7 protein-coding genes are annotated in these 13335 nt (G+C 42.0%); 2 read left to right on the forward strand and 5 right to left on the reverse strand.

The window, feature by feature from the left end:
- The first annotated feature begins 171 nt into the window (after positions 1 to 171).
- Positions 172 to 4299, forward strand: coding sequence for a filamentous hemagglutinin N-terminal domain-containing protein (locus tag RMZ42_RS03575; protein WP_322670111.1), 4128 nt, complete (start codon positions 172 to 174; stop codon positions 4297 to 4299).
- A gap of 168 nt (positions 4300 to 4467) precedes the next feature.
- Here the strand turns inward: RMZ42_RS03575 and RMZ42_RS03580 are convergent, their stop codons facing one another.
- The 5 genes from RMZ42_RS03580 to RMZ42_RS03600 all read right to left on the reverse strand — a co-directional run bounded on the left by RMZ42_RS03580 (position 4468) and on the right by RMZ42_RS03600 (position 11979).
- The gene (locus RMZ42_RS03580; protein ID WP_322670112.1) at positions 4468 to 5229 is read right to left on the reverse strand and encodes a DUF928 domain-containing protein; all 762 of its coding nucleotides are present in this window, start codon (positions 5227 to 5229) and stop codon (positions 4468 to 4470) included.
- Positions 5230 to 5254: 25 nt separating this feature from the next.
- Positions 5255 to 7609: a CHASE2 domain-containing protein gene (locus tag RMZ42_RS03585; RefSeq protein WP_322670113.1), complete on the reverse strand. Its 2355-nt coding sequence runs from the start codon at positions 7607 to 7609 to the stop codon at positions 5255 to 5257.
- Positions 7610 to 7632: 23 nt separating this feature from the next.
- The gene (locus RMZ42_RS03590) at positions 7633 to 8598 is read right to left on the reverse strand and encodes a DUF1822 family protein (RefSeq protein ID WP_322670114.1); all 966 of its coding nucleotides are present in this window, start codon (positions 8596 to 8598) and stop codon (positions 7633 to 7635) included.
- A gap of 33 nt (positions 8599 to 8631) precedes the next feature.
- Positions 8632 to 9321 (reverse strand): sigma-70 family RNA polymerase sigma factor, encoded by a 690-nt coding sequence (locus tag RMZ42_RS03595; RefSeq protein WP_322670115.1) that lies wholly within the window; start codon positions 9319 to 9321, stop codon positions 8632 to 8634.
- Between the two features lie 138 nt (positions 9322 to 9459).
- Positions 9460 to 11979 (reverse strand): molybdopterin-dependent oxidoreductase, encoded by a 2520-nt coding sequence (locus tag RMZ42_RS03600; RefSeq protein ID WP_322670116.1) that lies wholly within the window; start codon positions 11977 to 11979, stop codon positions 9460 to 9462.
- Positions 11980 to 12426: 447 nt separating this feature from the next.
- Here RMZ42_RS03600 and RMZ42_RS03605 point away from each other — a divergent pair, with 447 nt between their 5' ends.
- Entirely contained in the window at positions 12427 to 13209 is a 783-nt protein-coding gene (locus RMZ42_RS03605; protein WP_322670117.1) for an alpha/beta hydrolase, read from the forward strand.
- The last annotated feature ends 126 nt before the right edge of the window (positions 13210 to 13335 follow it).

A 13335-nucleotide genomic window follows, 5' to 3' on the forward strand; every position in this document is an offset into this window, starting at 1 on the left:
GACTGATGAATTATATTGTATAAATTTATGTAAACAAATTAGTCAGTTTTGCGTAACATTAAGGCGATCGCAACTGAGAATTATCAGAGGTGACTGCAACCACCGTAAACCCACATTAGTGGTGTGACATAACCAAAAGTTTAGCAATTAATGTTTGCCTAAAGAGGTGCAATGTCCAAGATAAGTATTCGTTGGAGTTGGTTTATCGGAATTGCAATATGTGGTTCAAGCATTGGGAGTCCAAATTCCGCTTTTGCCGACATTATCCCGGATGGCACTTTGTCTAATAACTCTAGTGTCAAATTAGAAGGGAACAACAGCATCATTGAAGGAGGAACCCAAGTAGGTGGCAACTTGTTCCACAGCTTTCGGGAGTTTTCTGTACCTCCTAACGGCGCTGCTTTGTTTAATAATGCAGTGGATATTCAAAATATTATCAGTCGGGTAACGGGTGGATCGGTCTCTAGGATTGAGGGATTAATTGGTGCTAACGGCACAGCTAATTTGTTTTTGATAAATCCTAACGGAATTATTTTTGGTCAGAATGCTCAATTAAATGTTGGTGGTTCCTTTGTGGCGAGTACAGCCAATGCACTGCAATTTGGAAATCGAGGATTTTTTAGCGCGAGCGATCAAAATATCCCTTCACCGTTGTTGACTATTAATCCTTCAGCATTGGTGGTTAATCAGATTAATCAAAATGCAGCAATTCAAAATAACTCAGTTGCACCCGCAGGAAAAGATCCAGCAGGCTTTGATGTATTTGGTTTACGAGTACCAGCTGGAAAAAGTTTATTGCTGGTCGGTGGTAATGTCAGCATGGATGGAGGAGAATTAAATGCTTATGGTGGGCAAGTTGAGTTAGGAGGGTTGGCAGAACTTGGTACTGTAGCACTGGGTGTAAATAGTGATAATCTCAGCTTAAAATTTCCTGATAATGTTGCGCGAACAGATGTATCCCTTACAAATCAAGCACGTATATATGTAGATGGTGCTGGTGGCGGTAATATTGTAGTGAATGCCAGGAATCTAGAGATTTTAGGACTAACTTTCCTAAGTGCTGGTATTGGGCAAGGTTTGGGAACACCTGAAACTGTTGTTGGAGATATTACCCTCAATGCTACCGGGCAAATCAAAGTTGCTGGGAGCGGAGTCGGCAATCGTGTGCGTTCGGGTTCAAAAGGTAATGGGGGTAACATTACTATCGAGTCTGGTTCCTTGTTGCTACAAGATGGCGCTGCACTTGTAGCCGAAACCCTTGGACTTGGGAATGCGGGGAATGTGACAGTACGTGCACTAGATACTGTTTCCCTTACAGATGCTTCTATCCTCAGCACAGTGAGATCTGGGGGTATAGGTAAAGGTGGCAATATCGACATCAATGCTGCAACATTATCACTAATTGATGACGCTCAACTTGCAGCCTCAACTTCGGGACTTGGAAATGCAGGGAATGTGACAGTGCGGACACGAGATGCTGTTTCTCTTGCAGGTAATGCTGTCATCTTCAGCACGGTGGAATCTGGGGGTGTAGGTAAAGGAGGTAATATCGATATCTCAGCTGCAACCCTCTCGCTAAAAGATGGCGCTCAACTACAAACTATTACTAGTGGTGCATCTGCAACAGCGCCAGCAGGACAGGGCGATGCAGGGAATGTCAATATTAAAGTTACTAGTGCTGTTGATATTGCTGGGGAGAAAAATGATTCTGTTAGTGCGATTGGTAGCTCGGTGAGAACGGGGACAGTTGGTAATGGAGGTAACATTACTATCGATTCTGGTTCTTTCTCTCTAAGTGATGACGCTCAACTTGCAGCCTCAACTTTTGGAAAAGGAAATGCAGGGAATGTGACAGTGCGGACACGAGATGCTGTTTCTCTTGCAGGTAATGCTGTCATCTTCAGCACGGTGGAATCTGGGGGTGTAGGTAAAGGAGGTAATATCGATATCTCAGCTGCAACACTATCACTCATTGATGGCGCTCAATTGCTAACCATTACTCGTGGTGCATCTGCAACAGTGCCAGCAGGACGGGGGGATGCAGGGGATGTCAATGTTAATGTTACTGGGTCAGTTAATATTGCTGGAAAGAAAAACGGTTTTGTTAGTGCGATTGGTAGCTCGGTGAGAACGGGGACAGTTGGTAATGGAGGTAACATTACTATCGATTCTGGTTCTTTCTCTCTAAGTGATGACGCTCAACTTGCAGCCTCAACTTTTGGAAAAGGAAATGCAGGGAATGTGACAGTGCGGACACGAGATGCTGTTTCTCTTGCAGGTAATGCTGTCATCTTCAGCACGGTGGAATCTGGGGGTGTAGGTAAAGGAGGTAATATCGATATCTCAGCTGCAACACTATCACTCATTGATGGCGCTCAATTGCTAACCATTACTCGTGGTGCATCTGCAACAGCACCAACAGGACGAGGGAATGCGGGAAATATCAATGTTAATGTTACTGGCGCTGTTGATATTGCTGGAAAGAAAAATGATTTTGTTAGTGGGATTTTTAGTGAAGTGCAAACGGGAACAGTTGGTAATGGGGGTAACATTACTATCGATTCTGGTTCCTTTTCTCTAAGCGATCGCGCTCAACTTTCTGCCTTAACTTCGGGACTTGGAAATGCAGGGAATGTGACAGTGCGGACACGAGATGCTGTTTCTCTTGCAGGTAATGCTGTCATCTTCAGCACGGTGGAATCTGGGGGTGTAGGTAAAGGAGGTAATATCGATATCTCAGCTGCAACCCTCTCGCTAAAAGATGGCGCTCAACTGCAAACCCTAACTCGTGAAGCATCTGATACCCAGCCAGCAGGACAGGGCGATGCGGGGAATGTCAATGTTAAAGTTACTAGTGCTGTTGATATTGCTGGGGTGAAAAACGTTTTTATCAGTGGAATTGGCAGCTTGGTGCAAAAGGGGACAGTCGGTAATGGGGGTAACATTACTATCGATTCTGGTTGCTTCTCTCTAAGTGATGGCGCTCAACTTGCAGCCTCAACTTCGGGACTTGGAAATGCAGGGAATGTGACAGTGCGGACACGAGATGCTGTTTCTCTTGCAGGTAATGCTGTCATCTTCAGCACGGTGGAATCTGGGGGTGTAGGTAAAGGAGGTAATATCGATATCTCAGCTGCAACCCTCTCGCTAAAAGATGGCGCTCAACTGACAACCATTACTCGTGAAACATCTGATACCCAGCCAGCAGGACAGGGCGATGCAGGGAATGTCAATGTTAAAGTTACTAGTGCTGTTGATATTGCCGGGGTGAAAAACGGTTTTACCAGTGGGATTCGTAGCTTGGTGAAAACAGGGACAGTTGGCAATGGGGGTAACATTACTATTGATTCTGGTTCCTTTTCGTTAAGAGATGGCGCTCAACTTTCTGCCGAAACCCTTGGACAAGGAAATGCAGGCATAATTAAAGTTAATGCTGCTGATTTTTTCACTATTTCTGGCAAGAGTTCAAACTTTAACAGTGGCTTGTTCGTTAACTCCCAAAGTCTGACGGGTACTGCTGGAGATATTATCGTCACTTCACCTAAAGTTACCTTAGATAACGGTGGCAGACTCAATGCCCAATCTGCATCAGGTAACGGCGGCAACATCAACTTACAAACTGATTTACTGCTTCTGCGTCGTGGCGCTCAAATCTCTACCACCGCAGGCATAGAACAAGCTGGTGGTAATGGTGGCAACATTAATATCAATGCCCCATTGGGCTTTCTCGTTGCCGTTCCAAACGAAAATAGTGACATCACTGCCAATGCTTACACAGGCAGTGGTGGAAGAGTAGATATTCAAGCCTTTGGTATCTATGGCATTCAACCCCGCTCTAACCCAACTTCTCTTTCGGATATCACTGCTAGTTCTGAGTTTGGTGTAAATGGTACTGTAGAACTTAACACGCCGGATATTGACCCTAACAGTGGCTTAGTCAATTTACCAACTGTACCAGTTGATACCGAAGTAGCACAGACTTGTCAAGCTGGTGGAAATTTAGCTAAAAGCAGTTTTACAATCACTGGACGCGGCGGCTTGCCACCTAATCCAGGTGAAGCTCTTAACACTGATGCAGTGCAGGTAGATTTGGTGAGTCTCAATCCAAACAGTGATAACCGCGATCGCTCCTTTGTTCCCAGCAAAATAGCTACCCCCGCACCAGAACCGATCATAGAAGCTACTAATTTGGCGCTAAACCAAAAAGGGGAAGTCGTCTTGACAGCAAATCTTCCCACCACTACGCCCCATAGTCCTTGGTTGAAGCCTGCATCTTGCAGAGCAATTCCTAATTCGTAATTTCAGATTCGTCAGATTGCAATCTGATTTTTTTTCATCGCTCTGCAATGCCATTGTATCGACTGACAATGCGATTGTATCGACTAACCATGCGATCGCATCGACTAACAATGCGATTGTATCGACTAACAATGCGATTGTATCGAATGCATGAATTTTGAATTGGTATTACTCACTCTCTAAATTGCAGCACTCCACCCTTGGTTCAGTTGCAAAATCATTCAAACCAACAGCTTGCAACAGCGCCGTCCAAGAAGTATCTTGCGAATTAGAGCGACGCAATTCACTAGCAGCACTCAGCGCTTCATACCAAATACCATTAGCCGCATAAAGGTTTATTTGCTGGCGTGGTGTTGCTTTTTCTAATTGAGTTTTTAAAGCAGGTTTTAGTTGCTCTCGTTTTACATAGCCTTCAACATTAGCAATAATTTGGTTATTCTTATTACAGTAAATGTTGAAATACCAACGATACCGCTTACCTGTCTCTAAAGGTGCTGCTTTTGAGGGCAAACGAAAACTAACTACTCCTGGTGTCCCCGTTAAAGAAGTTTTGTAAGTAGTTTGATTTTGTGCTTCATCTTCTAGCACAAACTCTCCAGATGCAAAATCCGATGCATAAGGAACATAAAATAAGAAACTAGGATGCTCTGCGATCGCTTCTCCAAACACCAATTCTGAGTTTGAATAAACAGGTACTAAAGCTGTGAGCCGCTTTTGAGAAGAAGTCAGTGGCTGATTGATATCCTGACCACAGCCACGGCTACCTGCTTCCGTTCGCTTACCTGGTTCCCCGATGCCTTTTGGTGGAGGCGGCGCCGCAAAAATTAATGATTGATTTAATTGTCCGTTGGAATTTGCAGGCTGTGCTTGCACATCTATACAACTAAGGAATGTTAAACTAACGGCGAGGAAAGTTTGAATCTTTTGCATAGATAATTTCATTTTTATTTATGGCTCAAGTTGTAGAAGTCAGTTGTCGCTGTTGTGAAAGTAGGTAAATTGCCACTGTGCCGCCAGTAACGACTAAAACCAAAGCTGACGGAACTAGGGGAACCCAAATCCCTTGATAAAAGAGAATTAAGCAAAGCACGTATAAGACCCCAAATACACCTCCTTGTGCCAGTACTAAATATACTCCCGACCGATCGCGCCAAGGAAATATCTGCACAACGGTAAAAGCGATCGCACCTCCAACCACTGACCAACCCCAAATCCACAACATTTCACCCCAAACAGGCAAAACTGAGATCAAAGGTCGCTTATCTATAACAGCACTCAGTAATTGACTCACCATTTGTGCTTGCAAAATCACTCCTGGTATTTCTTCAGAAGAACCCTGTCCAGTTATGTAAGGAGTAGGAATATAATCACGGAAGCTTTGGGCAGTGGTACCAATGAGAACAATTCGGTCTTTGACTTGTTCGGGATTGACTTTACCCTTAAGAACATCTGTCAGCGTGACTTGAGGAGCAATATCTATTGGAGAACCTTGGTAAGAGCGGTAATTGAGCAATATTTGATAGCCCTGTGTATCCGCTTGTTGATAGCCTCCCGTGTGCGATTCTCCTTTGGAGACATTTGACGATCCCAACCTCTGAAAAACAACGTTACCTAGCTGCAAATTTCCTTGGGGGGTGTATTGAGCAGAAATTCCTTCTTTTTCTAAGTAGTGGAATGCTAGTTGAGCGTTAAGGGCGTAGGGTGCAGTACAAAGGGAGGTTGGGTCTGCTGGTTGCATTGCCAATAAATGACGACGCAAAACATTGTCTGAATCTGGGATAATATCACTAAAACCTTGGCGTTCTGGTGGAACCTCTTTCGGGGATGGAACTCCTGGATAGTTTTGTGTGCGATCGCTAACTTTGCAAATTGCAAAGAAATTGGTTAAAGAAGCTTGGTTAGGTTGTACCGGATCGCTACGATAAATATCCAAGCCAATACTTCGGGGTTGCAACTTTGCTAGTTTGTCCAAAAGTTTCGTCAGTGCCAGATTTGACAGCGATCCACTTCTTTGCTTTTGCTCTGGTAGGTAAAGATCGTCTTCGGTGACAGTGACTATCAAAAGGCGCGAATCTTGCTTTTCTTGGGGACGCGATCGCATTAATTGGTCGTATGAGAGCAATTCCCATGTTTGCAATCCTCCTTGGTGTCTTATTCCTAAAACACCAGCAGTTATCAGCAAACTCAAAATTAACAAACTTTCGAGACGGCGAGTATTAAAAAACCATCGAGACTTTAACCAAGTTATTGGCACTACACCAGGATGTTCGCTAATTACTGGCAACCAACTTGCACCTGGATATTCCTTTTCTATTCCTTTGAGCCTTTGTCTGGCAATGCGAACCGCAGCATATATAGATTGTCCTGATGAAAAAACCTCCAGAAAATGCTTTAAAAATTTTTGAGCTACCCGATCTGGCACTGGTTCCCGCATGACAATAATTTGCGGAATCTGCAAATCTTGCAGTTCTCGCGCTAATCCTAATCCATCACAGGAGTTAAAAATCGCTAATTGTAAACCGTTGGCAACAGCATTTCTCAGTGCATGTCTGAGTTTATCAATTGTTAATTTATCTGTCTGATTAATATAAATACAACTACTTTCACCCTCGCTCTTACTATGACCTGCGAAAAATAAGATATTCCAAGGTTGTTTCCACAATTTTTCATCGATGTCTGAATATTGAGGTTCTACTAAAAAAGTTGTAGCGGCATTAGGTAATTTTTCTAGTAACTGGCGGTCTTGCTCCACATCAATACCATCACTATCGCCTAAAATTGCCAAAATTCTAATTTTATTTCTCCAGAGCGATGTCTGCAATGCACCTATTACTGTTTCTGATTCTGGAACACTGAGAACAACTTCAGCTTTGAGATAATCTCGATCTATCAAATCCCACAAATGCCAAGGAAGTTTCTTGAGTTGCAAACAATGAGTGCGAATCAACACCCGCACTTCCTCTTCTGGCATCAGGTGTTTAAGCCATTTTTCGCGCACGGGACGAAAAGACTCTGATAGCAACCAATTGTTTAAATACTCCCGCACCTCACTAGCTTTTGTGTCGCACTCCTTACGCCGCTGGGAGATAGAACCATCGTAAATAATTTTTTTGGCTTTGATGCGGGTAAATTTCCACAAGCTGCGATATGTGGACTGCCACTGTTCAATAGCTGTTGCCATATTTAGATTGGAGGGCAGCTTGCCAGTAATTTCTGTAGTCGGGCGTTTGCCCTCTTCTCCAATTTCCAGCGTCACCTGTACACCTAAGTCCAAATCACCATCTAGCTTTAGCACAACTAACTTTCTCATTGGCAGCACCCCTGTTGTTGTTCTTAATAAATGGCAAAATTTTCTGTGATGCTGATATCTCCCAAAACAAGTTTAACGCTGAAACATTCTCCCAACTCACAACTAAACTCTAATTGAATATTCTTGTTGCTGTTTCTAGTTTGGGCTTCCATCACAGATGCTCCTTCAGAATCCAGCACAATTAAATGGAGATTTGGTGGTAGATAATGTTGTCCATTTGTCGGATGCACTTCTACGATAATGTCCATTTCTTGCTCATTGTTTGGAGGCAGACTAACAACTAAAACCACTGCTTGCTCCCGTAAAACTTTTCCTAAATCAATCAGTTTGCCTCTACTAATAAAAGTGCCTGCTTCACTTCTCAGACTCAAAGCTGGATTGACACCTTGAGTGCCTAAAAGAGGTTCAATTTCTTGCCAACCAGTTTCAAAAATATTCTCCAACCATTGCTTCAAGTTAACTAAATCCTGATTCCAGGTAAGCGAATCATCAACTATTTCAGCAAGCTGTAATTGAGAAAGTTCTTCTAAATAATCCAAGAAATCGTCTAAAGGTTGCAATTGGTTAATCGGGAACAAATCAGTTTGTACCTGCTTGACAAATCCTAGCAGTGTTGCTTCTCTAAATGATTTGCTGATTTGCACAGCTACATAGCCAATTCGATTTGACTGTACTTCAGGTGGTACATAAACAAATTCTGCATCTTCTAATACTGGGCGACATTCTAACAAACCCAAGTTTTTTAGTGACAAATCAGCGACATCCATCAATGTCTGTTCTATGACATTCCAACTGTCACTTTTATTCAAGTCTGTCTCAAACCCCATGCAACGTAGATAAGAATTTACGAAAGACACAGACAAAGTATTGAGATAAACTTGTTCAGCTTTTGCTTGCGTGGCTTGTTGTCGTCGTAACTCTTCTGCTCGATGCCTTCCATCTACAGGTATTGGGGCTGAAAATGTTAAAAATTCTCTGGTTTTGCTCATATTTTTGCCTAGCTAGTTAGATTATATTAAAGATTAAATATATAAATATTCTTGAAACTTATTAGCAAACTTTTTCAGACAACGTTGGTAAAAAGTATGGAGAGATGTGATTTCAATGCCCCATTCTGCTGAAATATCTTTCCAAGTAATACCTGAACATCTTCTTGTAGCTATAGCTTGAAAATTTGCCTCTGGATGACCTTTGATATGTTCTTTGCAAAAAATTAATTCTGGATCAGTTTCTATACATTCTCTTACTTGTTCAAACAAAGATACAGGTTGAGATGAGGGTATATTTTCCCAGTGAGAGCTTTCGAGATTTATTTCATTTGTTTTGCCGAGAACTTTTGGGATAGCCTCTGGAAAAAAGCGTCTAGTTAATAGCATATTTACCCAAGTCACCACTTCGCCTCGTTCTGGGTCATACTTATTAATATTGTTGTCTTGACAAATATAGAAAAATAAATTTTGTACTGCCTCATCATAGATATCTTCATAAGCTAGTTCAAATTGACCTTTATAAGGATGAACAAGCTTACCTGATTGCCAAATAGCATTAATCAGGCTTGTTAAAGCTATCCGCTTTTCCTTGGTTAGGTGTGTGTATTTTTGGGCTGCAAGTGCTAATTCTTTAAGTTGTACATCTAGTTGTTTTCTTGGGTCATTAGCCATAAAAGACCTCAAATCAGAAGCTACCAAGTTATTAATCGCACTATATCTCATGTATTAATCCTGACTTTTACACAAAGCAGCCACAATTGTTACAAAACTTTTTGCTCGTGCATTAAATCCGATCGTTGGCGTTGCATAATGGCGATCGCATGATTCATACTTGGATTCAGCAACGCCCCTTAGATATTTCTAAGTAACCTTTTTTAGCCGACAGGCAAAGCATTTAAAAGCTTGCTGTCCTGAAAGATTGTCATAGTACTTTTGGTCTATTAAGACATTAGCAGCTTCATAGTATGGAGTTGCCAAATCCTCAGCCATCTTCTGTTGGGAGCCGAACCAATTAGGGACAAAAATAGTGTCTTCTCGAATTCCTTGCCAAAGTAGTGCTGTACCTTTGATTGCTCCTCTGGGGCTTTCAACAATAATCTCATCACCATTTTCAATCCCAGCAGTTTGTGCGGTTTTTGGGTGAATTTGTACCAGGCGAACACCATTCATTTGCTTGCCTGTATAAGTCCAGTGGGTAACAGAGTGGAAATGAACTACACTTGGTCTGCCAGTCATTCCCATGAGCGGGTACTGCTTGTGTACCTCACCAGAAGATATTTTCCCCAATTTGACCTTTTGAGTCAAAGCCTGCGGATTTACGGGATTTTTGACAAACTCAGATGCATACTCAATAGTAGGATGCTTACCTGTTACCTCTGGATGGGTATAAAAGCTAGGCAGAGCAGAGTGTCCAGCCTCAGCTAACCGAGTTTGCAATTGTGGAGTGTAAATTTCTACTTTGCCACTAGGAGTCAGAAATCGCTTACCAATATTATTAGGATTAAGGGCTTCTGCGGCTTCATACCAAGAGGGATGATCCAAATAAAGTGTACTGACACCAGGATGATTCACTGTTGGGCAAGGCCAGCGCAAAGGTTCTTTTCTTTGGGATAGTCTTTGTTGAGTCATGCCCCCCATTCCTGGGGTATTCCTTAGAAAAGTTGCCCATAAATTACCATAGTCTTTCCAAGAAGAAGGAAAGTTATCCCTCCAGTATTCAGGCGGATTGCGTTTGTCTAATTTAGCTGTGGCGTGTGCTAAATCAATCCAAATATGCCAATCTGGTTTCGACTCCCCTACTGGAGCAACCACTTGTTCTTGCCAACGGATTGCTCGATCGTCCCGCCGCATATAAACGGTTTCCATTTCAAAACCACTAGTTACCGGCAAGATAATATCAGCATAGTACGCTGACTCTTCCATGAACAATCCAGTGTAAACATAAAATTCTAATTGCCGATAAGCCTGTTGTACTTTAACTGTGTCAGAACAAGCCAGCAGGGGATTGCCTTGAGTAACGATCGCTTTAAGCTGATAAGGTTTGCCTGAAATAATCGATTGGGCAAAATAATCTGGCCCAACTGGCAAGGCGATATCTTTATTAGGTGTTTTACCAATAATCGCTGGTAAATTCAAGCTCCCTGGCCAAGTGTTATGCATGAAATTGCAACCACCACCATTAATTCCAATATTGCCTGTAATTGCAGCCAGAAATGTTAAACAACGGTAAGTGTCAAAAGCTCCTAATTGATGAGAAATCCCAGCATTGCAGAAAATAGCAGCAGGCTTAGTTTTGGCATAAGCTTCAGCTAGAAGTCTAATTTTTGATGCTGGAACATCCGTGACAATTGAAGCCCACTCTGGTGTGTAGCTGAAGCTTATTAGGTGCTTTTTGAGTTCATCAAAACCCAGTACCCACCGTTTTACAAAGGCAGCATCGTATAAGTTGTTAGTCACTATGTGATAGAGCATTGCCAAAACCAAAGCCAAGTCTGTATGTGGTTTCGGTGCAATCCATTCATCAGCTTGCGCTCCTGTAGGAGTCAAGCGGGGGTCAATCACTACTAATTTGGCTTTAGTCTTAGCACGGCTTCTCAGAAGATAGGCAAAGGTTACAGGATGTGTTTCTGCTTGATTCGTACCTAAAAACAGAAACAATTTTGCACTTCCCAAGTCTTCTTTTTTCGTCGCATCATCTATTCCGTAGCCGTTTGTAAAATTGCCTAACCCAAATGTCCATGCCAAAGCATTGCCACCTGCATCGTTGCATACAGGCCCAACATCAGTATTATTAGGACTACCCAGCAGACTAAAGTAGCGCTCAACCAAAGAACCCGTTCCCCGTGGTAATCTCCCAGAGGTTTTATTTGCGATCGCTCTAGCTTCGCCTGCATCCCTAAGTGCCAAAAACTTGCTAGCAATAATTGAGAGAGCTTCATTCCAAGAAATTGGCTCAAATTGAGAATTGCTGTCACCTTTGTCTCCACCAACCCGCTTCATTGGGCTTTTCAAGCGAAAGCGATTGTAGACTAGCTGGGTCATCATTGGCCCCTTAATACAAAAGCCACCTGCTTGTACTGGGTCATTTGGTTCACCTAAGACATCTATAATCCGCCCGTTTTTGAGATGAACTTTCAAACGGCACAGGGAATTGCAGAATTGACAAGCACTATTTACAATCTTGTCTGGCTGTAGAGCAGCCGATTTCTGAGTAAAATCAAATTCAGTACTTTGAAGAGGGATTGCCTGTTCTTGCTCAACACTTGCTGCATCAGCTACTTCTTTTTTGAGTAACTCTGCTCCACCAACAGCAGCTGTACTAATAGCCACCCCTTGAAGAAAACCACGCCGTGAGGTCTTTTTCCTACCCTTTGATGTCATGGAGATCCTCTCCCTACATATCGCGCTTATTACAGCATTTCACAAATAGGCGCGCAATTTAACTGCGTTCTAATAGATTACTACATAAGTAGCTAAACAAAATTAATTACATAAAGTTAAGCCATGAAACTCTTATCCAGATTAGAAACTCATGTGTAAATAATTCTGTGCGATTACTTACTTGACCAGCTTAAGATATGTAATCCTTTGTTTTCTGCTACTTTTTCCCCTAATTACCTAATCGTCCTTGGTGGTTAAAGTTGGGTCAAATACTAATGCTCCGTCAGTTAATAGTACGATATAGCAATAGTTACATGAAGCCGAATTTCACTTAACTGAGAACCACTATATATAATCCTTGAGAAAGTTTCGTCAAACCTGTGGGTTTGTTACTGTTATATAACAGTAGAAGTAATTTATCAGGTTATAGTGAGTGAGGTTGTTGTTTTGAAATCCCAATTAACTAATCATCAGGTCGAATTACAGGATTGCACTATTTTTTATCAGCAAAGTAAGTTGGAGTCGAGTTCAATCCCAATTCTATTTCTGCACGGATGGGGAATCTCTACCCAGCCTTATCAAGAAGTGCTGACACTACTAGCACAGCATCATACGATAATTGCTCCTGACTTGCCTAGTTTTGCGAGATCGAGTTACTCTGGGCTAATTCCTGATTACGTTAGCTATAGCAAATTTCTCCTTTCGTTCTTGGAAGTTTTAGAGTTAGAACATTTTCATGTAGTTGGGCAATCATTTGGCGGAGGTATTGCTATTACCTTATCTGCAATTGTTCCAGAAAAAGTTACCAGTGTAATTCTGATAGATAGTACAGGAATTCCTACGCTATCAATACCGAAGATAATCCTGCGAAGAGCGATCGAAATGACCTTTCAACTGTTTTTACCAAGACGGAGGTTGAAATTAATTGATATTCCTTTGGTTTTCTGCTATAACTTGTTATTTAATACCGGAAATGTTATTCAAGGATTACTAATTTCTTTGTACGAAGACATCAGCTATTTACTACCAAAAGTCCTAGCGCCTTGTTTATTATTATGGTCAGAGAAAGACCTAACTACGCCATTAAGTAACGCTCAAGAAATGGCGGCCATTATACCCAACACTAAGTTAATGACTGTAGAAGAAGGTTGTCACGAATGGGGACTTTGGTATCCTGAAAAATTTACCTCACTCATACTGGATTTTATTTGTCAAATTGAGAAATATTAATGTAGCTAGTACCGCAAGGCCCAAATCACTCATTCAAAAGTCAAAAAGCTTCTTGTATAGGCTTCTCAGTGATTTAAAATAGTCTGTTTTTTTTTTAACGCCGACCTGTACTATAGGACTCATATT

It is taken from the genome of Nostoc sp. DedQUE05 (genome assembly GCF_034530955.1).
Classification (GTDB): Bacteria; Cyanobacteriota; Cyanobacteriia; order Cyanobacteriales; family Nostocaceae; genus Nostoc.